The organism is Labrys sp. HAY1-8F (assembly GCF_056754975.1).
Genome location: NZ_JBPGWZ010000002.1, coordinates 2,119,813 through 2,142,567 on the forward strand (window position 1 = coordinate 2,119,813; position 22,755 = coordinate 2,142,567).

The following is a 22,755-nucleotide window of genomic DNA, read 5'->3' on the forward strand; positions in this document are numbered from 1 at the left end:
ATTGGCTCACCCGAGCGGGTCGTAGCCGGGCTTCTTATAGACGAGGTCCGGCTTGTCCTTGATGTCGGGGATATAAACCTTCTGGGTCCACTCGTCCTCCGGCACATCCTCGATCGAGACCGAAATCGACTTGTCCTGGCTGTTCAGGCTGTCGATCACGGCCCGGGTCAAGGCGTCGGCGAGCTTGCGCTTCTGGTCCTCGGATCTGCCGGGCAGCATCTTCACGATGATGTGGGGCATGGCTCTCTCCGCTTTCCGGTGCCCGGCGAATACAGGCACGATTCCAGCAGCGCTCATAGACCGGTTGAGCCGGCCAAGCCAGGGCCCCTTACGGGGCGCCGTCTCGGAGGGCGGAAAAACGCGCCATCGCACCGATCCTCAATTGATCGCGGTAAAGGCCGCGACCAGCAGCATGCAGGTGCCGAAGGCCCAGCCCTGGGTCCGCTGGGCGCGCTCGGAGCGGAAGCGTCCGAGCAGGCTGGCGCCGGCATAGATCCACAGGAAGTGGCAGAGCATCGAGATCAGCACGAAGCCCGTCGTGAGCTGGATGACGGTGCTGGTGACCCCGGCGGCCGGATCCAGGAACTGCGTGAACATCGCCAGAACCATCGAATGGATCTTGGGATTGACGGCAACGGCCAGGATACCGTCGACGAGGCCGAGATGCGGCTGAAGCCTGCGCTCCAGACTGGCGGCATGGCTCGCCGACCGGAAGAAGCTCCAGGCCAGATAGAGGAGATAGGCAATGCCCGCCAGTTTCAGCCCGAATGCGAAACCGGGATGGGCGCGGACGACCTCGCCAAGGCCAAAGCCATAGATCAGGCAAAGCGCCAGATTGCCGATCTCGAACCCCACCCAGAAGCGTACCGAACCGCGCACGCCATGCTGGGCGCCCATGGCGGTGAGCACGGTATTGCCCGGTCCGGGGCTGATGACCAGCGGCACCGCGTAACCGACGAAGAGAATCCAGACATTCCAGACGAGCATGGCGATCTCATTTCAACGAGCCGAACCGGGCGAGGCGCCGGTGCACTGAAGCGTTTTGCGATTTGGTGGAATCATCAAGAATCGCAAAGACGCTCCAGCCAATCCTACGGATTGGCTTGGGAACAGGGAGCTGGCGCAAATGGGCGTTCACGCTTGAACGCACTTTGCTCTAGGGGATGGAAACACCACTTTTCGGGCCCGACAAAACGATCTATTTTCACCGCCTCCATGAACTGGATTCATCGAGCATGCGTCGCCTTCCGCCGCTTGTGGCTGTCCGCGCCTTCGAGGCCGGTGCCCGGCACCTCAGCTTCACCCGGGCCGCCGACGAACTATGCGTGACCCAGACGGCGATCAGCCATCAGGTGCGCCAGCTCGAGACCTGGCTGGGCGTGCGGCTGTTCGAGCGCTCTGGCCACGCCTTGCGGTTGACCGAGGCCGGGCGCACTTTTCTTGCCGAAGCCGGCGAGTTGCTCGACCGGCTGGCCGCGGTAACCGAGCGCTTGCGCGGCCGTCGTGACGGCCCCCTGCGCATCACGGTGCTGCCTTCCTTCGCCACCTGTTGGCTGGTGCCCCGGCTCGGGCGCTTTCGCCAGAGCCATCCCAATATCGAATTGAATCTGACCAGTTCGCCGGAAGCGTGGGCTTTCACCGAGGATCGTTTCGATCTCGGCATCCGCTCCGGCCTCGGCCGTTGGCCCGGGCTCAAGGCCGATCTGATCGCGCAGGAGGCACTCAGCCCGGTCTGCAGTCCGAGGGTCGCGGCAGGCCTGCCCTCCCCCTGCACGCCTTCGGACCTGCTCGCCGGCCATCTGCTGCACGACACGCCCAAGGACGCGTGGTCGCGCTGGTTCCGCCATGCCGGCCTGCCCGAAGCCACCATTGCCGCGGGACATGCCTTCGACGATCATAGTCATCTGCTGCAAGCCGCCGCGCAAGGACAGGGCATGGCACTCGGCAAGCTCTTCCTCGCCGAGCATGCCTTGCAGGAAGGCAGCCTGGTACGCCCGGTCGATACGATCCTGCCCAACGACTACAGCTATTGGCTGGTCTATCCCCGCACCGTCGCCGGACGGCCGGAGGTCGCCCTCTTCCGCAACTGGTTGTTGGCGGAAGCCAAGGCCACCACGGCCCATCTCGCGATTCAGGGCGCGTAGATCATGTCACAGACTTCCAGCTCACTTGCCGATCTCAGCGCATTTTTAATCGCTTGAGTTGCGCGGAGACGGAACGCAGCGGCTTCGTCAATCGCCAACTCGCGGACCCCCGCATGAGCGATGTCACCCGCTGCAATTGGGCATTCTCCTGCTGCAGAATGTCGATTTGAGCTTCCAGACGCGCACTGCGAGGCTCCAGATCCCCAATATAAGCTTCCAGTTTTGCAATGTGGGCCTCCAGGCTTGGGAAATGCTCGACCCAATCCACGGCGGTTCCCTCTTTGGAAGCCCTATAGCCAGAACTCAGGCTTCGAACATGGAGCGCGGCCATGTCGGCCGGCATTGCCGGCGCCACAGTTTCCTCGTCTTTTACAAGGGGCCCGAACATGGACCAGGCTTCCATCTGCTCCCAAATGCGTTGAAGCTGCAGGCGGCGGCGGATGGCCTGATAGGCTTCCTCCGTCAGCGGCATACCGCCACCTTTCCTGAGCATGACGAGAAACTCGCAGCCCCGTGCCCGCGTGAGCGTTTCAACGGTTGCATCCAGAATTTCATATTGACGCAATTCCAGCAGAATCAGAGCCAACGCCGATGGCGTCAGATAATATTCGTGGCTGTCGACATAATCCGGTGCCGCTGATGACGCCTCGGCAGTGGAGCAACGATTGCGATCAAAGGAAGCAGCGAAGGCGAAGTCCTTGACCCACCCTTGCCCCCAGGCAATATCGGCCCTATCGCCCGAAAGGACCTCGATATTGGTTCCCCAGCGATAAAAAGCCTCGAAGGTGTGACGTGAGCGGTTTCTCCTATAGTCCGACATGACTTTGGCGATATCGGTCGTGGGTTGAAAGAAGTCGAAACAATATCGCTTGTCAGGAACGATAAGGGCCAGCCCGCCACCTTGCGAAAGCAAAGCCATGCAGTCGACGAGGAATCCGGCAAGATTGGTCGTGTGTTCCACGACGTGAGAAGCAAGGACCAGGTTGAACCGTCCTTCGCCGGTGAGGGCCGATATCGGGCCGCCGGTCCACACGTGATCGACGGTCTCGATCAGGGCAACATCAACACCGTGTGCCCTGTATATGCGCTGCAGCGTCTCCTGATCGGCGTGGTCGACTGTCTCGACATTGAAGCCTCGCGATTTCGGCAGCACGGGCCTGTAGCTCGGACCGATCTCAAGGACCGGCTCGAGCGAGGATACGCTGCTCCGAATAAAATCACGGAAATCACCGATGAGGCGATCCTGTTCGGCGTCGCTGTCGCGGGAGAAGAAAATAGAGGAGCCGCCCGCATGATCTCGAGTTTGGGTCGTTTCGCCGCCCATGCCAATCCTCAGCCCTTACCTGTCAGAACTCTCCACCCTCCAAACAAATATAGCCAGATTCACTTGTTCGCACATGGCGCCTGATACTGGCCTCCGGGATTACCAGTGGCTTTGTTATCGCGGGCTCGAAAAATCATCCCGGGTTCGGGCCCCAAGAGCCTGGGATCAGGTTTAAGCCGGAGACCGACCTCGCCGCTCTCGCGCGCTTCCTCGGCGCCCTGGTCCAGGGCATGTCCGTGCAGGCGCAGGACGGCGCCAGCGCCGACGACCTCGCCGGCATAGCGCGGATCGGCATTGCTCAACTGGAACAATATCGGGCTTGATCGCAGGCCAGCCACCTCAAACGTAAAACGGGGCGCCGAAGCGCCCCGTGTATGATCGAGCCCATGCGGCCTTGTCAGAGAACGAAATACCAGTTCGCCAGCAGCACGACCGCCAGGCCGGCCACGAGCGTGAGATAGGGCAGGATGCCAGCCTTTTTCTGCTGAAGGTCGACGGACCGTAGACCGAGGTCGTCGAGCATATGCTCGGGGAACTTGCCACCATCCTGGATATAGTGCCGATAGCAGAACACCGGGATGATGAGGGCGGCGGTAAAAAGGCCGGCCCACAGCGCCAGAGGATTCCAGACCTTCGCGCCCGCCCCCATGAACATCGCATTCACATAGGCGAAGATGGCGCCGATGGCGATGACGAAGGTCGGCGCCTTCCAGGGCCTGTTGATGTGGCCATTGTCCATGCGATGGATCCAGCCGGCGTTGAGGTTGAGGAAATTGAAGATGATGTAGCCGCAATTCGACACGGCCAGGATGAAGAAGAAGCTGGTGGCGTCAGCCGCGGCGATGGCGAGCAGCAGCAGGTTGAAGATGAGGTCGGTCCACATCGCCCGCGTCGGGGCGCCGTGCGAGTTCACATGGCTCAGATATTTGGGCAGCCAGCCATCAACCGAGCCCTGGTAGAGCGTACGGGAGGAACCGGCCATCGCGGTCATGATGGCCAGGATCAGTGCGAGGATCATCAGCATGACCAGGAGTTGGCTGATGATGGCGCCGCCATGCACCATATCGGCCATGGCTGCCGCCACGCCCGAGCCGTCCACGATGGGGGTGGCGAGCATGCCGTTCAATCCGAGCACGCCCTGGAAGGTGAAGGGCACCAGGATGAACAGCAGCATGCACAGCAGGCCGGAATAGAAGATGGCCTTGAAGGTATCCCGGCCCGGGTCCTTGAACTCGCTGGTGTAGCAGACCGCGGTTTCGAACCCATAGGTCGACCAGGCGGCAATGAACATGCCGCCGAGCACCAGGGTCCAGCCCGCGACGTTCCAGCTACCCGGCGCCGGCGCATAGGCCGTGGCGAGCGGCACCAATGGTGAATAGTTGGCCCAATTGATCTGGCCGGTGACGATCGGCACGATGCCGACGATCAGCATCGGGATGATCACGACCAGGCCGATGATCTTCTGGGTGTTGGCGGTGCCGAGAATGCCGCGATGCTGGATCGCGAAGGTCAGAAGCATCAGCGCGGCACCGATGAAGAAGACCGAATTGAGGGAGAAGCCGAAGAGCGGGAAGGTATGGCTGAACAGCGTCCAGGTGCGGATCGCCGGGGTCGCCGCCGCCGTCACTGCCGTGATCGCATCGGCCGGCACCGTGCCGGCATGGGCAGCGATATAGGCCAAAACTTCGGGCGAACTGTCCGTAAAGACCGGAATCGGGAAGAGAGCATTGAGAATATAGCCGGCGGCGATCGAGCAGCCGAGGGACAGCACGGGCGACCAGGCGAACCAATTGCACCATACCGACAAGGGCGCGATGAACTTGGAGTAACGCAGCCACGCCGTGGCGCCATAGACGGAAGAACCACCCGATTTGTTGGGAAACAGGCCGGCGATCTCGGCATAGGTGAAGGACTGGATGAAGCCCATGATCATGGAGGCCGTCCAGATCAGGAAGGCCGGCGTGCCTGTCGTGCCGGCGATGCCGCCGATCGAGAACAGCACCAGCGGCGGCACGCCGCTTGCAACCCAGAAGGCTCCTCGCCAATCGATATGGCGCAGCAATTGGCTGTCGCCGCTCGCGCTCGTGTTTGCGTCAGTTGTCGCCGTCATTGTGTTCCCCGGATCTGATCGAATGCACTGGATGCTGGGGCGGTACTGGCTGCGAGAGTTCCATAACGGCTCTCGTCTTCACCCACCGTCTCTATTTTTTTCCTGCGAGTGAAGAGTGACACACTCTCAGGAAGCGTCAACCTTTAGTTTTCTGCGTTTCCTTCTCAAATGACGGTTTTTTGCTTATTTTTTGAGCATTCGCGCATTCCGGCCAGAGCGATGCAAACGTCGTTCTGCAAAAAGAATCTGGGCCGATAAAATTTCCTGCTGGACAAACTTGTTTCTTCTCTGGAAACTTCAGCTGTCACCATGCGAGCAAAAAGCATGGGACCGAACCATTCGAAGGATGCCCATATGTCGTCACGCAAGATGTGGGGGAATGAGCCGTTCTGGGGCCTTGGTTTCGAGTGGGATCCGCAATGGATGCTGACCGAGCGCCAGAAGACGTTGCAGGCCAAGCTCATCGAGCTGTGCCAGACGGAGATGCGCGCCAACGCCATCGAAAGTGACAGGAACCGCGCCTATCCGCGCAAGAATTTCCAGATCCTGGCCGAGCACGGCTTTCTGGGTCTGATCGTGCCCAAGGAGCTCGGAGGCCAGGGCGAGAATCATATTTGCGTCGCCATGGTGGTGGAGACCATCGCCCGCTATGGCTGCGCCTCCACGGCGATGTGCTATACCATGCATACTGGCGCCGTCGCCGCCGCCCTGCTGCGCCATCATGACAATGCAGCCCTCAAGGACATCCTCCGCCGTCTCGACAAGGACTGCCTGATCGGGACGCTGTCCTATTCCGATCCGGAAACCGGCTCGCATTTCTGGTATCCGATCTCTTCCAGCGTCGAGGAGACCAAGGAAGGCTGGCACGTCCGCAAGAAGGCGTCCTGGACCACCTCCGGCGGTTTTGCCGACTGGTACATCGTCCAAACGACCTCTCCCAACTTCAACGGCAATTACGCCGACCTCTCCTGTTTCCTCATCCTCGGCGACGAGATCACCAACGATCCCGGCAGCTGGAACGGCCTCGGCCTGCGCGGCAACCAGTCCGGCCCGCTGGAAGTCAACAAGGTGGTGCCGCGCAACCGTCTGGTCGGCCCGATCGGGGACGGCGCGCGCTCCAATGACGAGGTGGTCGATCCCTTCTTCCTGCTCTGCTCCTCCGCCTGCTGGAGCGGCATCGCCATGGGCATGATCGACATCGCCAAGGCCCATACCACCAAGAAGACCCACAAGGATGTCGGCATGCGGGTGGCCGACTACGCCACCATTCAGGACTATGTCGGCGAAGCCATCATCGACACCAACGTGGTGCGCTCGATGGATTTCCTCATCGCCAAGGCGCTTGACGACGCCACCGGCAACAATGACTGGTCCGTTCACAAGAACGATGTGTCCTTCCTGCCGCGTGCCGGCCTGCTGCACTGGCTCTGGCAGCTGAAATTCGCTGCCGCCAAGAACGTTGCCGCCGTTTCCGACAAGATGCTGCATGCCTGCGGCGGCACCGGCTACAAGCCCGAGCTGCAGATCGAACGCTATCTGCGCGACGCCAAGGCCGGCTGGGTGATGGGGCCCACCAACGAGGTGCTGCGCCAATTTGTCGGCAAGACCTCGCTGCTCGGCTTCGAGGCGGTCGACTATTGGAACACCTCGATCAACGAGCGCGTTCTCAACAACGAGATCAAGAAGATGGATGTGGACGCCAAGCGCGCTCTGGCCGAGCGGCTACTGGCGGAAATCAATCCCCCAGCCATTCGGAAGACGGCGTAAGATGGGGCCCCCTATGACGCGATCCTCGGCGGGACGTGCGGTCCGTCATGATGCCCTCGCCGGCAGAGCGACGACGGCGTCGAGCGGCCTCCCGGATTCACGCGAATCCGGAGTATACCGGGATCGGCGCGCAAGCGCCGGCGACGGTAAGGGTGTGAGGCAAGATGGTCCAGGGTTCTGCAAAAAAGCCGGAGACGGCGGATATCGTCCAGGAATCCATCGATCCGCTGCGCTTTCGCGGGGCACTCGGGCTGTTTGCCACCGGCGTCACCGTGGTGACGGCCACCCATCCGACCGCCGGGCTGATCGGCATCACCGCCAATTCCTTTTCCTCGGTCTCGCTCGATCCGCCACTGGTGCTGTTTTCCATCGCCAACACGGCGCGCAGCCTGTCGGCCTTCCTGGAAGCGCCGGGCTTCTGCGTGAACGTGCTGCGCAAGGAACAACGCGCCCTTTCCGCCCGCTTCGCCCGGCAGAACCAGGACAAATGGGCGGGCGTGGCCTACACGGCAGGGCGCTTCGGAGCACCGATCCTGCCCGAGACCATCGCGGCCTTCGACTGCCTGCATCACGCCCAGTACGAGGGCGGCGACCATCGCATCATCGTCGGCCGGGTGGTCGACATGGAGCACAATGTCGAGGGCGAGCCGCTGCTCTTCTTCGGTGGCCGCTACAGGGTGCTGGGAGAGGAAGCCCAATAGGACTGCATATCGCCAATCATTCGGGCTCTTCCCGCCCGTTCGCTTGCTTGTAGGAGTGGTTTGCCATGCCTGAAGCCGAAATGCTTCGCGTCGCCGGCGGATCGAGCCAGGTCTTCGCCCTCGGCAAGGGGGATCGCCTGCGCCTGACCAATCTGGAAGGCGGCCAGAACGCCCTGCTTTATGCCTTCGCAGCGCAGGAAAGCCTGCCATCCGGCCATCCCGCCGCTCCGCGCGATGCGCTGGCGGGCCTGATCGCGGCCAATGAGAATGCCGCGGCCACCCATCACCAGCTCGCCGGCCACGATCTTGCCAGCGCCAGCGGCATCGTATTGTCGGGACCGGACACCCAGGCGGGCGAGGCCTTCACTTTGTCCGCCGCTCACGACATGACCTGCGTGCTCATCGTGCCCGCCGGGTCTTCGACGGCAGATGCGGTGGTGCCCGCGACCGATTTCTCCCTGGAAATCGCGCGCAGCGACGATACCGCCAAGCGCGCGCCGCAAAGCCTGCCCGCGCCACCCCTTGCCACCCCAGTCCAGGACTTCCGGGTGAAGGCCGCGACCGCGGAGCGTTTCGAAGTCAAGGCCGGCCAATATATCCAGATCATGGACATCGACGGCCGCCAATGCTCGGATTTCCTCGCCTTCGACACTGAGTTGCTCAAGCAGGGCATCGAATGCGGCCTCGACGCCACCGCGACCCGCACCTTGATGGGACGCGCCTATCCGGGCCCGGGCCTGTTCTCGAAATTCTTCGACCAGCGCATGCGAGCCACGGTGGAGGTGGTGCAGGACACCTGCGGGCGGCACGACACCTTCGGCCTCGCCTGCACCATGAAATATTACGACGACATGGGTTATCCGGGCCATGATTCCTGCTCGGAGAACTTCAACAGGGTGCTGGCGCAGGACGGCATCGTGCCTCGCCCCGGCTGGCCGGCGATCAATTTCTTCTTCAACACGCAAGTCAACCATGACGGCACCATCAGCGCCGACGAGCCGTGGTCGCGTCCCGGCGACTATGTGCTGATGCGCGCGTTGATCGACCTCACCTGTGCCGCCTCTTCCTGTGCCGACGACATCGACCCCGCCAATGGCTGGAACCCCACCGACATCCAGGTCCGCGTCTATGACGCGCATCACGAATTTCCCAAGGCGATTGCTACGCGCATGACACCCGATTCCCCTCCGGTCTTCACCAAGGAGACGGCGTTCCATTCGAAGGTCGCTCCTCTTTCGCGCCGCATGGTCGAATATCGCGGCTATTGGCTCGCCAATTCCTTCCTCGCCGACGGCGCGGTGGCCGAATATTGGGCCTGCCGCGAAAAGGTGGCGGTGATCGACCTTTCCGCCCTGCGCAAGTTCGAGGTGCTGGGCCCTGATGCCGAGGCGCTGCTCGACTATGCCGTGACGCGCGACATCACCAAGCTTTCGGTCGGCCAGGTCGTCTACACCGCCATCTGCTATCCGCATGGCGGCATGCTGGATGACGGCACCGTGTTCCGCCTCGGGCCGCAGCAGTTCCGCCTCGTCTGCGGCGATCCCTATGTCGGCGTGCATCTGCGCCAGCTTGCGGAAGAAAAGGGCTTCAAGGTCTGGATCCGCTCCTCGACCGACCAGCTCCACAATCTCGCCGTGCAGGGCCCGAAAAGCCGTGACCTCATCAGCAAGATCATCTGGACGCCGCCGGCCCAGCCGGCTGCCAACGAGATCGGGGTGTTCCGCTCCACCGTCGGCCGGCTCGGCCATGCCCAGGGCCCTGCCGTGGTGGTCTCGCGCACCGGCTATACCGGCGAGCTCGGCTACGAGATCTTCTGCCATCCGCGCGATGGCGAGGCTGTGTGGGATGCCGTCTTCAAGGCCGGCAAGCCGCTCGGCGTGGTACCGATGGGGCTCGAAGCGCTCGACATGCTGCGCATCGAGGCCGGGCTGATCTTCGCCCATTACGAATTCTCCGACGAGACCGACCCGTTCGAGGCCGGTATCACCTTCACCGTGCCGCTGGTCTCGAAGAAGGGCGATTTTGTCGGCAAGGAAGCCCTGGTCAAGCGCAAGGCCGAACCCCAGCGCAAGCTTGTCGGCCTGGAGATCGAGGGACGAGAAACAGCCCATCACGGCGATCATGTCTATGCCGGGCGCGCCCGCATCGGCGTGGTCACCTCCGGCATGCGCTCGCCCATCCTCGACGCGACCATCGCCCTCGCCCGCGTCGACATCGGCTCGGCCGAGATCGGCACCGAACTCGAAATCGGCAAGCTCGACGGCCACCAGAAGCGCCTCAAGGCCAAGGTCGTTCGCTTTGCCCATTACGACCCGGACAAGACGAGGGTGAGGATGTAGCGCAGCCTCATTCCTCCGGCCTTGCCAGCCCAACCGCGCCGATCCGAAGACCGGCCCACCGATCACAGAAGGGAACATCCATGAGTGTCATGTCCTGGCGGCGTTCGCCGCTCGCAGCCCGCCATCGAGCCCTCGGCTCCACCCTGGAAGACTGGAACGGGATGGAGACGGCCTGGACCTATACCAAGTCGGACCTCGCCGACGAGCATGAGGCGATCCGCACCAAGGCGGCGCTGATGGACGTATCAGGCCTGCGCAAATCCCATCTGGTCGGCCCGCATTCGCATCAGGTTCTGCAGCGCCTGACTACGCGCGACGTGCGCAAGATCGTGCCCGGCAAGTCGGCCTATGCCTGCGTGCTCAACGATGCCGGCAAGTTCACCGACGACTGCATCCTTTATCGCACCGGCCCCAACAGCTGGATGACGGTCTATGGTTCGGGCACCGGCTTCGAGGACATGGCGCGCGATGCGGCCGGCAAGAACGTCGCCGTCATCTTCGACGACGATTTGCAGGACCTGTCGCTTCAGGGCCCGCTGGCGGTAAAATATCTTTCAAAGCATGTGCCTGGGATCAAGGACCTCAAATATTTCCACCACATGCAGACCACCTTGTTCGGCAAGCCGGTGATGATCTCGCGCACGGGCTACACCGGTGAGCGTGGCTACGAGATCTTCTGCAAGTCCGAGGACGCCGTGGAGATCTGGGACACCATCCTGAAGGAAGGCAAGCGCATGGGCATCGTGCCCGCCTCCTTCACCGCGCTCGACTGGCTCAGGGTGGAGAGCTACCTGCTGTTCTATCCCTACGACAATTCGCAGATGTATCCCTTCGAGAATGAAGGCCCCGGCGACACGCTGTGGGAACTCGGCCTCACCTTCACCGTCTCGCCCGGCAAGACCGGCTTCCGCGGCGCCGAGGAGCATTACCGCCTCAAGGGCAAGGAGCGCTTCAAGATCTTCGGCGTCCTCGCCGACACCGACAAGATCCTCGATGCCGGCGACGAGCTCTGGGCCGGCGGCAAGAAGGTGGGCGTGGTCACCTGCGGCATGTATTCGCGCCTGACCAACCGGTCCATGGCAATCGCCCGCATGGCGGTCGACGTTGCCAAGCAGGGCACCAAGCTTGAGGTCAAGGGCAAGAACGTGCAGTGCTCCGCCATCGCGCACACCATCACCTTCGACGATCCGGAGAAGAAGAAGCGTACGGCGCTGTAAGGAAATACCCTCCCCTGGAGGGATCGGCACTTCCTCTTGGAAGTGCCTGGGGTCGGCCTGAAAGGCCGGGGTGGGGTGAAAACCACCACCTCGGCTGATCGAGGCCCGGTTTCGCGATCCTAGCAATTCTTGCGGAGCCACCCCACCCCGACGCTTCGCGTCGACCCTCCCCCTCCAGGGGAGGGTAAAACAAGGACCTGATCCACCTCGTTCGCGCTGGAGTTTCGATAGAACCATGCTCGTATCCGGCATCAAGAGCCGTCCTGTCTATGGCACCCTTGCCATCCGCCCCGGCGCCAAGCGACACCTCTTCGTGGCGGATGCCGAGGGTGCGCAGGCAATCCTGGACGCGACCGAAACGGCCGAGGCTCCTTTCCTCGACAAGGCTCACATCATCTATGTACCCGGGCACATCGACGATGTGCCCGGCGGGGCCGCTCCCAAGAATTTCGGCGAGGCGCTCCGGGCACTCGGCCCCGACATGTTCTATGAAGGCCCGAGCATCGCCGCCGCCCTGCCGCGCCTGGCCCAGACGTTGGCGACGGCCCATATGGGCACCCAGATCTATCTGGCAGGCACGGAAGGCCTGATCGGCCAGGCCATGAAGCTTGCGATCGAGGCCGGCGTTGACCATCTCTCCATCCAGACCGAGCATCGCGGCTCGGAAGAACGACGGGTGCAATGCGTGCATTGCAAGGGCATCACCGAGCATGTGCGCACGCAGCCGGTCAAATGTGCCCATTGCGGCCTGACTCTGTTGGTCCGGGACCATTATTCGCGCCGCATCGCCGCATTCCAGGGCGTGTGCATCGACGCCGAAGAGCCCGGCGTGGTGCCGCCGACCGAGGAGGCCTTTCCATGAGCGACAAGACACCCAAGATCGAGGTGCGCGTCAGCGAGATCCACCAGGTCACGCCCGAGATCAAGCGCTTCCATTTCAAGCCCGTCGACGGCTCCCTTCTGCCCAATTTCTCCGGCGGCGCCCATGTGGTGGTGGAGATGGAGGACGGCGCCACGCTGCGGCGCAACCCCTATTCGCTGATGAGCCGCCCGGGCGACACCGCCTGCTACACCATCAGCGTGCGGCGCGACGACAAGGGCCGTGGCGGCTCGATGTTCCTGCATGGCAAGGTCAGGCCCGGCGATGTCATCCGCATCAGCCATCCCGTCAACCTGTTCCCGCCGGACCAGCGCGCCAGGAAACACCTGCTCTTCGCCGGCGGCATCGGCATCACGCCCTTCATGGCGATGATGGCGCAGCTTTCCGACGAGGACCGCCCCTTCGAGCTGCATTACGCCGTGCGTTCGGACGAGCATGGCGCCTATCTTGCCCACCTGGCCGAACGTTACGGTCGCCGGGTGCACATCTATCGCGACGACAAGGGTGAGGCGATCGCGCTCGCCGAGCTGCTCGCGCGCCAGCCCCTCGGCACGCATCTCTATGTCTGCGGGCCCGGCGGTATGATCAAATGGGTGCTCAACACCGCCCGCAACGAGGGCTGGCCCGACCAGAACCTGCATGACGAGCAGTTCATCGCCCCGGCTTCCGGCAAGCCTTACGAGATCACCCTGGCCCTCTCAGGCAAGCGGGCCAAGGTCGGTCCGCACCAGAGCATGCTGGAGGCGATCGAGGCCGCCGGCGTCGATGCGCCTTATCTCTGCCGCGGCGGAGCCTGCGGCCAGTGCGAGACACGGGTGCTCTCCTACGACGGCACGCTCATGCACAACGATCACTACCTCTCGGAGGCCGACAAGGCCTCCGGCGCCAAGGTCATGCCCTGCGTCTCGCGCTTCGAAGGCCGGGAACTGGTGCTGGATTTGTAACTGCTGGATTTGCAATTCCTGGGATCGCCGGCTTCTCAACGACATGCCTGCATGTCGTGATACCGGCTCTTCCGGGGCCTTCGTTTCAAGAGCCGGCAGGAAGCCGGCGATCCCAGGAGCTTCACAATGGGCATCCAATTCCGCCAGGAAACCTTCCGCGACGACTTTACCTTCCGCAATTCGGAAACGGCGATCCGCCGCTTTCCCTTTCCCTTCGACAAGGACAACTACATGTATGCGGTCAATATCGAACCGCATATTTCTGGCCCGGAGGGTTCGGCCTTCGAGCATCCCATCGACGTCGACGAGCATTATGTCTCGGAGATGGCCGACCGGGCGCTGGTTCTGAAGGAAGACCCGCTGCGCTGCCAGTCCCTGCCGCATATGACATTGGCGGGATGGGACCTGCTCGAACTCCTGATGGAGAGCATGTCGACCTCCTATCCCGAGCATTTCACGCTCGAGCGGGACGGCGACCAGTGGCACTGGATCAACCGGCCGCTGGGCATCGACGACCGCTTCACCTTCGGTGACGTCGCCACCCTGCCCTATGGGCCGATGGAATACATCACCCGCCAGGCCCAGGGCGATTTCTGCCTGCTCGACCAGCGCGATGGCAATCTGTGGATGGATGCGGGCATCGTCACCACCCAGGCCGACTGGTCGCTCGATTTCGACATCGGCATGAATTTCATGGAATGGCACGGCCCGGTGCCGCTGGCCCACCAGCTCGGCGTGTTCGAGCGGGCTCTCAAATTCATGCTCAACCTGCGTCAGGGCTCGCCCACCCGGCGGCTCAACTGGACGATGACGGTCAATCCGCGGCTCGATACCTCGCCCGAGAACTATCACAAATGGGGCAAGGACCGCGCCACGCTGACGCCGGAGAACATCGGCAACAAGCTGCATCTGCGCGTCGAGCTGCAGACCTTCTTTCGCCTGCCGCGTTCCAACGCCATCGTCTTCCCGATCCGCTGCTACCTGATCAAGCTTGAGGAACTGGTGACGGTGCCCAAATGGGGCCGGCGCCTGCACCGCGTGCTGCGGACCCTGCCGCCCGAACTGGTGGACTACAAAGGCCTCACCCGTTTCCGCGACACGGCCGTGGAGTGGCTGTCCAAATATGACGACGGCGCCGAAACCAGCCCGGGCGGTTGGCCAGATTGATGGACGGAAGTGAAAGCTCTTCCTGGGTCGCCGGTGTCGTGCTGGCAATCCCAGGAAGACGCGGACAGACCCCCATAGCGTTTTGCTATTTGGTGGAAACGTAAAGACGTGTCGGAACAATGAGTTAGAGAAAAGCAGCGGTTACGTGGAAACGCGCTTTGCTCCGGTCACGGCATTGGGTGCGCAACACGGACAGCTCGATCATAACGGAAGGCCGCTTCAGCTTGGCCGTTCTGTGTCGACCAGCTCTCTGGCAAGCCCGTGAGGTTGTTGACGTAGACCGTCAGGAATGTGCGCCCCTGCGCAATCCCGAACACGGAATGCCAGACGCCCTTTTTGGGCGTGGACCCCATACAACTGGCTTGCCGAACATCTTTCGCGGAGAAAGGACGCCATAAGAAAGAGACATACGATATCGACCGCTCGTAGTCTCTCTCATCCAGCAACTTCCAGCCTTCACCACGATCAGACCAACGTTTGCCGCCAATATTGACCAAATCGATCGTTCCCCTGCCGTGACCTTCGAATCTCAGGTGAGCGCGAAAGACGTCGGGTCGTTCCTGATCATAAATGAGATAGGTGATTGTATTAGCGGCGGCCGAACGTGTCTCGGCCGTAAACGGCTGTGCGTTCAGCCTATCGAACGCCTGCGCAAGATAGTCCTGGCAAGCAGCACCGGCACTGCCAAGGGATATCACTAGCAGCAGGGCTGCCGTACAAAAGCGGCGCACGAGGCCTCGACTGGTCCACATAACCGAAGAGATATGCTGCCATCATTTCCAAAATGCCAGACCAATCGGTCAATGCCGATGCAAATCAGCGATCGGGAGAGCTCGCCTGGCGCTTTCCCCTTTTTGGCCTTGCCTTGGAATGACCTGGCTAGAGGCTGCAATTCAGTGGATCCAGCGAAGGACCACTACCGTTTGATGCCGATGCTGCGCCCGGCATCCTTCGGCATCGGCAGGGTGGCGTGCTCCTTTAGCAGGCCCTCCAGCACTGCTGCGCTCTGCGGCAGCCAGGGGGCGGCGTGCGGCTGCTCGGTCTGGTCGATCGACATCAGGAGTTGCTCGGAGGTCGCCACTACGAGGTTGCGCACCTTGTCATACATGCTCAGGAAGATGCGGACCCGCTTGGTGTCGAGGTCCAGCACCTGGCAGGTTACCGAGACGGGGGTGCCGAGCTTGACCTCCCACAGGAAGCGGACATGGGTCTCCATCGTATAGATGGTATGGCGCGTCGTCTCGCGCACGGCGGCGGTGAGACAGACGCGACCGAGGAACTCGTCGACGGCCTTGGCGAAGATCACCGCGTAATAGCCGTCATAGAGATGGCCGTTATAGTCGATCCATTCCGGGCGGACGGTTTCGTCGAGAAGATGCATGGGAATCCCCAAAGCGTTTTGTGATTTCTCGGAATCACCGAGAATCGCAAAGACGTGTCGAAACAAAGAGATGGAGCAAACAAGCGTTCACCTGTGAACGCTTGTTTGCTCTGGGATCGCAGGCGTCTCGCCTGCATCGCCTATCCTGCAAGTGTGACGGTTCCTAGAGCAGGCTGGAAGCCTGCGATCCCGGGAATCAGACCCTTCCTTCGAGTCCTTCGGCCTCCGGCCAGTATTTCTTGGCCAGCGCCATCACTTCGATGAGGAAGTCGTCGCGGCGGCGCTCCAGCGCCTTGATCGAGCGGCCGGCGGCCTGGTGCTCGCAGCCATCAGCGACGCGGTCGATCAGTTCTTCCGTCAGCTCGGGGGCCGTGAGCTTGGTCCAGGGCAGCTTCAGGGCCGGCCCAAACTGGTGCAGCATGTGGCGCATGCCGCCTTCGCCGCCGGCGAGATGGAAAGTGAGGAAGGTGCCCATCAGCGACCAGCGCAGGCCGCAGCCATAGACGACGGCCGCGTCGACCTCCTCGGTGGTGGCGACCCCATCATTGACCAGCCAGAGCGCCTCGCGCCAGAGCGCTTCCATCAGGCGGTCCGCGATGAAGCCTTCGATCTCCACCCTGACATGCAGCGGACGCATGCCGATCGAGGCATAGAAGGCCTTGGCGGCCTCGACCGTCTCGGCCGAAGTCTTGCTGCCGCCGAGCACTTCCACCAGCGGCAGGAGATAGACAGGGTTGAAGGGATGGCCCACCACCAGCCGGGTCGGATCGGCCATCTTGGCCTGCAGCAAGCTCGGCAACAGGCCCGAGGTGGAGGAGCCGATGATGGCGCCGGGCTTGGCGGCGGCGTCGATCTCGGCCAGCAGCGACTGCTTGAGTTCCTCGCGCTCCGGGGCGTTTTCCTGGATGAAGTCGGCCTGGCCGGCGGCCTCGGCCACGGAGTTGGCGAAGCTCAGACGCTTGCGGTCGGCACCGGCAGCCAATCCCTGCTTCTCCAGGGCCGGCCAGGCATTGTCGATGGCCGCACGCAGCTTTTCCTCGGCGCCCGAGGCCGGATCGTAGGCGATGACATCCAGACCGTGTGCGAGCGCCCGCGCCGCCCACCCCGCGCCGATCACGCCGGTACCGATGATTGCGAATGTCTTGATTGCAGACGTCTTGGATGTCGTGGCCATCGCTGTTCTCCCTGTCGGCGCGACTAGACAAGGCCTTGCCGAAAAGGCCTTTGCATGGCGCGACATCGCAGGTGCCGAACGCGACGGAAATATAGTCAACCATCTGGTTGACAGTTGGCCGATGAAGGCAGATGTTCAACCGTATGGTTGAATATAAAGATCCTCTCGATGCCATCTTTCATGCCCTGGCCGATCCGACCAGGCGGGCCATGCTGCGCAACCTCGCTGCCGAGCCCCGCAAGGTGGGCGAACTCGCCCATCCCTTCGCCATCTCGCTGGCAGCCGCCTCCAAGCACATCAAGGTCCTGGAGAAGGCCGGCCTGGTGGAACGCAGTGTCGAAGGACGCACCCACACCTGCCGGCTGAACCCGCGGCCTCTGCATGCCGGCCTGGAATGGATGCGCTTTTACGAAAAACTCTGGAATCAGCGACTCGACACCCTCGATGCCCTGCTGATTGCGGATGCAATCGCCAATCCTCAGAGGAGCTGAACCCGAAGCGCCTTGCAATTTGCCGGAACACAGGACGCTCCAGCTAATCCACCGGATAGGCTTGAGAACAAAACGTTAGAGAAAACAAGCGTTCAGCCATGAACGCGCTTCACTCTAGGGAGCTGAACCATGTCCGACTACGGCGTGATCATCGACACCGAGACCGTGCGTATCGAACGCGTTCTTTCCGGACAGATCGAACGCGTCTGGGCTTTCCTGACCGAGGCCGAGAAGCGCCAGCAATGGCTGGCCGGCGGCGAAATGGAATTGCAGCCAGGTGGACGGGTCAACCATGTCTTCCGCAATGGCGACCTGTCGGCACCCGATGATCCGCCGCCGCCCAAATACCTGCATCTGAACGACACGGTCGAGATGCATGGACGGGTGATCGCCTGCGAACCGCCGACCTTGATCGAATATGCCTGGGGCGACGGCTCGCAAGTCCGCATCGACCTCAAGCCGGAGCTCGGGCGCACCCATATCACCATTACCCATAGCCGCCTGCTCGCCCGCGACGAACTGATCAGCGTCGCCGCCGGCTGGCACACTCATCTCGATATCCTCGCCGCCCGCCTCGGAGGACAGACACCGCCGAGCTTCTGGGGTCTGCATACGCAACTCGAGGCCGATTACGAGAGCAGGATGAGCACAAGCTGAACCATGTTCGACGCCTTGCGCCGGTGCCGGACGGCAGCTGATGCTCGCAAAAAACGGCGGGGCGCGCTCGATCGCGCGAAGATCGATCGAGGAACGTCGGGAAAGCGGATGAAGTGTGGGAAACACTCTCTTCGTCATCAAGCTTTTCTTGTCGTTCAAGATAGCTTTCCTCCCTTGAACGAAGCACCCGAAACAAGGAGATTGCGGCTGACCACACCTTCATCGGCCCGTTGGGAGTGCCGCTGAAAATCATGTGAGTTGCGTCCTCCCACCCCTGGTTTTCCGATGTCCGCCATCACCGCCTCGTCCGACGCCCGTTCCGTCCATCGGCTCGGTGTTTTTCTCGTCGTCGCCTCCGCCGTCGCCTGGAGCATCAGCGGCATCTTCGCCCGCATGCTGACGGTGGATGCCTGGACGACCGTGTCGCTGCGCGCGGCGATCGGGGCGATCTACATGGCGGCCGGTCTTGTCTATGTGCACCGCGCCGACAGTCTGGCGGCGATCCGCTCGATCGGTTGGTTCGGGCTCATCATTGCGGCCTGCGCCTCGCTGTCCATGCTGTTCTATGTCGGCGCGCTCTATCACACCACAATCGCCAATGTGGCGGTGATCTATGCCACCACGCCCTTCCTGGCGGCCGGCCTCGCCTGGCTGATCATGCGCGAGAGGGTCACCCGGCGCACACTGATCGCCTCTGGTGGCGCACTCGTCGGCGTGGTCGTGATGGTGGGCGGCTCCTTCGGATCCAGCCATCTCTTCGGCGATGCCATGGCGCTCGGCATGGCTGCCTCCTTTGCCATCGTGGCGGTGGTGGCGCGGGCGCGCCCGAAGCTGGAAATGCTGCCGGTCAACCTGTTCTGTTGCCTGTTCACGGCGCTGGTAGGCCTGCCCTTCGCTTCGCCTGCCGCGGCAACAGCCCAGGATTGGCTGGTCCTGACCGTGTTTGCCTTCACCTCGATTCCACTCGCCTTCTTCATGTTCCTGGCCGGCGCGCGCCGGATCCCTGCCGCAGAAGCCGGTCTGATCTCTACGCTCGACGTGGTGCTGGCACCGCTCTGGGTCTATCTGCTTTTCGCCGAGGATCCGGGTACGGCCGCAATCGTCGGCGGTGCCATCGTGCTCGCGGCCGTGGTCTGGCACATTCTCGGCGGTTTGCGCATCAGGTCGTCCTGATCCGGCGGATCCAGCTCGATCAAACCGAGGCGCGCGCTGCCACTTCCGCTTCCTCTTCGCGCGTAAAATTGCGTCCCAGGGCGGCGACAAGCACGCCGGCAAACAGCACGGCACCACCCAGGATCGTGGTCAGGCGCGGCGCCTCGCCGAAGAAGAGATAGACCCAGACGGGCCCGAGGATCATTTCGGTCTGGGCCAGCAAGGTGAGTTGCCCGGCACCGACATGGCGAGCCGCTGCATTGAGCAGATACATGCCGCCTCCGATGAACACGGCGCCATGGATCATGGCATAGGTATTTTCCAGCATCGGCGTGGCGATGGTGACGCCATGCAACAGCATGAAGGCGCCGCAGGTGAGGATGGTCAGCACCGCCCAGCCCAGCACCACGCCCGACATGTCCCTGTCGCGGCCGAGCCTGGCAATGATGGAATAGAGGCCATAGGCAAAGCCCACGCCGAAGCCGGCGAGATTGCCGATGGCATTGCCGCTACCCAGTTCCCCCCAGGTCATGATCAGCAAGCCCGCGATGCCGATTGCGATGCCACCCCAGGTGGCGACGAGGATACGCTCCTTCAGGATCAGGCGGGCCAGAATGGCGCCGATCAGCGGCGCCGCGCTGGAGAACAGTAATGCATTGGCGATGGTCGTCGTCTTCATGGCGAAGATGAACAAATCAGCCATCATCGTCATGCATAGCGCGCCACCGAGCCCGAGCCAGCCGCCAGAAACCATCTGGCGCAGCGGCGACTTGCCCTGTAGCAGCGCCACCCCGAGCACCAGCGGCAGCAGGCCGAAGCTGCGCCAGATGAGATATTGCACGGCGTCGAGATGCGGCGACTCGCGAATGGTGACGCTGCCGAACGAAAACACTGTTCCCGCCGAGAGGGCGAGGAACGCACCGACAAGGTGAGAGCCACGGGAAGACATGACGGTGACGCAACCAGGAGGAAGGACCTCAACAATGCCGGGAATGCGAACATCGAATAGTCCGGACACGACATTTCTGGCTGATCCGGACCGCAAGTGAGATGGTAGCCTTCCTGGGAGCGGGGACGTCCGCGTTCCAAGGAGTCACGTCCTTGCCTTGCCAGCCACGGTCCCTCTTTCTATTGTCCGACAAGATGGGCGCCGCCAGAGCGCGACGGAAGTGGGAAACGCCATGCTGCTGGGGGCCTTCGGAGACGACTTCACCGGTGCGAGCGACCTCGCCAATACGCTGGCGCGGGCCGGCATGCGCACCTCGCTCACTCTGGGCATTCCCGCCGGCCCGGCCCCGGCCGGTGACGAAGCGGTGGTGGTCGCGCTGAAATCCCGCTCCATCGACCCGGCCGAGGCGGTGCGTCTTTCGCTGAGCGCGACCGCCTGGCTGAAGGCGAACGGCGCCCGCCAGATCCTGTTCAAATATTGCTCGACCTTCGACTCGACCCCCTCAGGCAATATCGGCCCTGTCGCGGAGTCGGTGCTCGCCGTGCTCAACGCCCCCCTGGCTCTGGTCTGTCCGGCCTTTCCCGGCACGGGCCGCACGCTGTACCAGGGCCATCTTTTCGTTCATGACCGCCTCCTGTCGGAATCCGGCATGGAGCGCCATCCGCTCACCCCGATGACCGATCCCGACATCCGCCGTTGGCTGCAGCTCCAGACGCCGCTGAAGGTCGGCCATCTGCCGCACGCCGTTGTGCGGGCCGGGATTTCGTCTATCAGGACCGCGTTGGCGCACGCCGCGGGCCGCGGCGAACGCCTCATCGTGGCCGATGCAACCAGCAATGAGGATCTGCTCGCACTCGGCGCCAGCCTTGCCGATCATGCCTTCATCACCGGCGCCTCCGGCATCGCCATGGGCCTGCCTGCCAATTATGGCATTGCGCCGGGCCGCACCACGCCGGCCTTCGCCGGGGCTGACGGCCCGGCCGTCATCCTTTCGGGCAGTTGTTCCGAGGCGACCCGCCGGCAGGTTGGCCTCTATGCCCAGAACCACCCGCATATGGCCATCGAGGCCGACGCGGTGATGAATGGCAGCCTCGGGCTCGATACCCTCGTCGATTTCCTCGAAGCCCACCGGGATGCCGCGCCGATGCTCTATTCCTCGGCCGATCCGGAGGTCGTGGCATCAGCCCAGGCGCGCCATGGCCGCGAGGCCCTCGCCAAACGCATCGAAGGTCTGTTCGCCGAACTTGCCCGCACGGCCCTCAAGCGCGGCTTTACCAGGATCGTGGCCGCCGGCGGCGAGACATCCGGTGCCGTCGCCGGCACGCTCGGCAATGCCGTCCTCGCCATCGGGCCGGAAATCGACCCCGGCGTGCCCGCCTTGCAATTGCGGGGGACGAAACCGGTGGCGATCGCGCTCAAATCCGGCAATTTCGGCGCGCCGGACTTCTTCGCCAAGGCAGTGGCCCTGCTGGCCGGAAAGGCGTGAGCATGTCAGGAGACGAAAACCGCCTGCGCGAACAGCTCTGCTTCCTGGCCAAATCCCTGTTCGATCGCGGCTTCACCGTGGGCTCGAGCGGCAATATCAGCGTACGCCTGCCCGACGGCTACCTGGTGACCCCGACCAATTCCTGCCTGGGGCGGCTCGACCCGGCCAGGCTTTCGCGCCTCGATACGGAATGGCGGCATCGGGATGGCGACAAGCCGACCAAGGAAATTCCGCTCCATCGCGCCATGCTCGCCGCAAGGCCGCAGGCCGGGGCCGTCGTCCATCTGCATTCGACCTATGCGACGGCGGTCTCCTGTCTCGACGATGTCGATCCCGTCGATGCCTTGCCGCCGCTCACGCCCTATTTCGTCATGCGGATCGGGCGGCTTGCCATCGTGCCCTACACCGCGCCCAGCGATCCGGCCGTGGAGCACCACATCGCCGCAGCAGCGCCCCGCCACAAGGCGATCCTGCTCGCCAATCACGGCCCGGTCATCGCCGACACCACGCTGGAAGCCGCCGTCAATGCGGCAGAGGAGCTGGAGGAAAGCGCCCGCCTCTTCATCGTCACCCGCGGCATGGCGGTGCGAGCGCTGACGCCGGCGCAGGTCGGTGCGCTCGAAAGCCAATTCGGCAAGGCCTGAAGATCGCTCGTCACCCAACAACCGCTTCAGGTTAGCAAAGCGCGGATTTCTAGCCTCCCCTGGAGGGGGAGGGGCGGCCTGAAAGGCCGGGGTGGGGTGAAAATACGCAGCTCGAGACGACAGCGACTATCATTCTTGCAAAGGCGCCACCCCACCCCACCCCGACGCATCGCGTCGACCTCAGGCCATTCCAAGAGGAATGGCCGATCCCTCCAGGGGAGGATAAAA

22 protein-coding genes are annotated in these 22,755 nt (G+C 62.8%); 13 read left to right on the forward strand and 9 right to left on the reverse strand.

Translation table 11 applies throughout. From position 1 onward, the window contains the following. Window positions 1-6: 6 nt before the first annotated feature. Entirely contained in the window at window positions 7-240 is a 234-nt protein-coding gene (locus ACR9ZN_RS18855; RefSeq protein WP_434957987.1) for a tautomerase family protein, read from the reverse strand. A 138-nt stretch (window positions 241-378) separates the two neighbouring features. Beyond that, window positions 379-987 carry a LysE family translocator gene (locus tag ACR9ZN_RS18860; protein ID WP_481272888.1) on the reverse strand — a complete coding sequence of 203 codons (609 nt, stop codon included), beginning with the start codon at window positions 985-987 and terminating at the stop codon, window positions 379-381. Between the two features lie 248 nt (window positions 988-1,235). Between ACR9ZN_RS18860 and gcvA the strand changes: the two genes are divergently transcribed. Continuing rightward, entirely contained in the window at window positions 1,236-2,144 is a 909-nt protein-coding gene (gcvA, locus tag ACR9ZN_RS18865; RefSeq protein ID WP_481272889.1) for a transcriptional regulator GcvA, read from the forward strand. 34 nt (window positions 2,145-2,178) lie between these two features. Here the strand turns inward: gcvA and ACR9ZN_RS18870 are convergent, their stop codons facing one another. The 3 genes from ACR9ZN_RS18870 to ACR9ZN_RS18880 form a co-directional block, all read right to left on the reverse strand. Further along, entirely contained in the window at window positions 2,179-3,468 is a 1,290-nt protein-coding gene (locus ACR9ZN_RS18870) for a class I SAM-dependent methyltransferase (protein WP_481272890.1), read from the reverse strand. 59 nt (window positions 3,469-3,527) lie between these two features. Continuing rightward, window positions 3,528-3,770, reverse strand: coding sequence for a hypothetical protein (locus ACR9ZN_RS18875; protein WP_481272891.1), 243 nt, complete (start codon window positions 3,768-3,770; stop codon window positions 3,528-3,530). Window positions 3,771-3,865: 95 nt separating this feature from the next. Then, window positions 3,866-5,578 (reverse strand): trimethylamine N-oxide permease, encoded by a 1,713-nt coding sequence (locus ACR9ZN_RS18880; protein WP_441770193.1) that lies wholly within the window; start codon window positions 5,576-5,578, stop codon window positions 3,866-3,868. Window positions 5,579-5,932: 354 nt separating this feature from the next. Between ACR9ZN_RS18880 and ACR9ZN_RS18885 the strand changes: the two genes are divergently transcribed. The 7 genes from ACR9ZN_RS18885 to ACR9ZN_RS18915 all read left to right on the forward strand — a co-directional run bounded on the left by ACR9ZN_RS18885 (window position 5,933) and on the right by ACR9ZN_RS18915 (window position 14,593). Next, entirely contained in the window at window positions 5,933-7,345 is a 1,413-nt protein-coding gene (locus ACR9ZN_RS18885; protein ID WP_441770192.1) for an acyl-CoA dehydrogenase family protein, read from the forward strand. Between the two features lie 164 nt (window positions 7,346-7,509). After that, on the forward strand, window positions 7,510-8,046 hold the full coding sequence (locus ACR9ZN_RS18890) for a flavin reductase family protein (protein WP_481272892.1): 537 nt from the start codon (window positions 7,510-7,512) through the stop codon (window positions 8,044-8,046). Window positions 8,047-8,111: 65 nt separating this feature from the next. Further along, the gene (locus tag ACR9ZN_RS18895) at window positions 8,112-10,385 is read left to right on the forward strand and encodes a trimethylamine N-oxide demethylase (RefSeq protein WP_481272893.1); all 2,274 of its coding nucleotides are present in this window, start codon (window positions 8,112-8,114) and stop codon (window positions 10,383-10,385) included. A gap of 89 nt (window positions 10,386-10,474) precedes the next feature. Beyond that, window positions 10,475-11,602: an aminomethyl transferase family protein gene (locus ACR9ZN_RS18900; protein ID WP_068288288.1), complete on the forward strand. Its 1,128-nt coding sequence runs from the start codon at window positions 10,475-10,477 to the stop codon at window positions 11,600-11,602. 235 nt (window positions 11,603-11,837) lie between these two features. After that, window positions 11,838-12,464 (forward strand): dimethylamine monooxygenase subunit DmmA family protein, encoded by a 627-nt coding sequence (locus ACR9ZN_RS18905; RefSeq protein ID WP_441770190.1) that lies wholly within the window; start codon window positions 11,838-11,840, stop codon window positions 12,462-12,464. Next, window positions 12,461-13,426, forward strand: coding sequence for a PDR/VanB family oxidoreductase (locus ACR9ZN_RS18910; protein WP_481272894.1), 966 nt, complete (start codon window positions 12,461-12,463; stop codon window positions 13,424-13,426). The genes ACR9ZN_RS18905 and ACR9ZN_RS18910 overlap by 4 nt, the downstream gene beginning before the upstream one ends. A 126-nt stretch (window positions 13,427-13,552) precedes the next feature. Then, on the forward strand, window positions 13,553-14,593 hold the full coding sequence (locus ACR9ZN_RS18915) for a heme-dependent oxidative N-demethylase family protein (protein WP_481272895.1): 1,041 nt from the start codon (window positions 13,553-13,555) through the stop codon (window positions 14,591-14,593). Window positions 14,594-14,760: 167 nt separating this feature from the next. Here the strand turns inward: ACR9ZN_RS18915 and ACR9ZN_RS18920 are convergent, their stop codons facing one another. The 3 genes from ACR9ZN_RS18920 to ACR9ZN_RS18930 form a co-directional block, all read right to left on the reverse strand. Next, complete coding sequence (locus tag ACR9ZN_RS18920; protein WP_481272896.1) at window positions 14,761-15,324, reverse strand: hypothetical protein; 564 nt, start codon at window positions 15,322-15,324, stop codon at window positions 14,761-14,763. Between the two features lie 185 nt (window positions 15,325-15,509). Beyond that, window positions 15,510-15,974 carry a thioesterase family protein gene (locus tag ACR9ZN_RS18925; RefSeq protein WP_434957999.1) on the reverse strand — a complete coding sequence of 155 codons (465 nt, stop codon included), beginning with the start codon at window positions 15,972-15,974 and terminating at the stop codon, window positions 15,510-15,512. Between the two features lie 196 nt (window positions 15,975-16,170). After that, entirely contained in the window at window positions 16,171-17,148 is a 978-nt protein-coding gene (locus ACR9ZN_RS18930) for an L-carnitine dehydrogenase (RefSeq protein WP_481272897.1), read from the reverse strand. 143 nt (window positions 17,149-17,291) lie between these two features. Here ACR9ZN_RS18930 and ACR9ZN_RS18935 point away from each other — a divergent pair, with 143 nt between their 5' ends. The 3 genes from ACR9ZN_RS18935 to ACR9ZN_RS18945 all read left to right on the forward strand — a co-directional run bounded on the left by ACR9ZN_RS18935 (window position 17,292) and on the right by ACR9ZN_RS18945 (window position 19,469). Further along, window positions 17,292-17,639, forward strand: coding sequence for an ArsR/SmtB family transcription factor (locus ACR9ZN_RS18935; protein ID WP_434958001.1), 348 nt, complete (start codon window positions 17,292-17,294; stop codon window positions 17,637-17,639). Window positions 17,640-17,768: 129 nt separating this feature from the next. Beyond that, a complete protein-coding gene (locus ACR9ZN_RS18940) occupies window positions 17,769-18,296 on the forward strand; it encodes an SRPBCC family protein (RefSeq protein WP_434958002.1) in 528 nt (175 codons plus the stop codon). A 285-nt stretch (window positions 18,297-18,581) separates the two neighbouring features. Next, window positions 18,582-19,469, forward strand: coding sequence for a DMT family transporter (locus ACR9ZN_RS18945; protein WP_481272898.1), 888 nt, complete (start codon window positions 18,582-18,584; stop codon window positions 19,467-19,469). A gap of 19 nt (window positions 19,470-19,488) precedes the next feature. Here ACR9ZN_RS18945 and ACR9ZN_RS18950 read toward each other — a convergent pair whose 3' ends face one another. Beyond that, a complete protein-coding gene (locus tag ACR9ZN_RS18950; RefSeq protein WP_481272899.1) occupies window positions 19,489-20,397 on the reverse strand; it encodes a DMT family transporter in 909 nt (302 codons plus the stop codon). 232 nt (window positions 20,398-20,629) lie between these two features. On the opposite strand from ACR9ZN_RS18950, the gene otnK reads away from it, so the two are divergent. Both otnK and otnC read left to right on the forward strand, forming a co-directional pair. After that, window positions 20,630-21,883 carry a 3-oxo-tetronate kinase gene (gene otnK, locus ACR9ZN_RS18955; protein WP_481272900.1) on the forward strand — a complete coding sequence of 418 codons (1,254 nt, stop codon included), beginning with the start codon at window positions 20,630-20,632 and terminating at the stop codon, window positions 21,881-21,883. 2 nt (window positions 21,884-21,885) lie between these two features. Beyond that, window positions 21,886-22,527 carry a 3-oxo-tetronate 4-phosphate decarboxylase gene (gene otnC / locus ACR9ZN_RS18960; protein WP_481272901.1) on the forward strand — a complete coding sequence of 214 codons (642 nt, stop codon included), beginning with the start codon at window positions 21,886-21,888 and terminating at the stop codon, window positions 22,525-22,527. Window positions 22,528-22,755 lie beyond the last annotated feature (228 nt).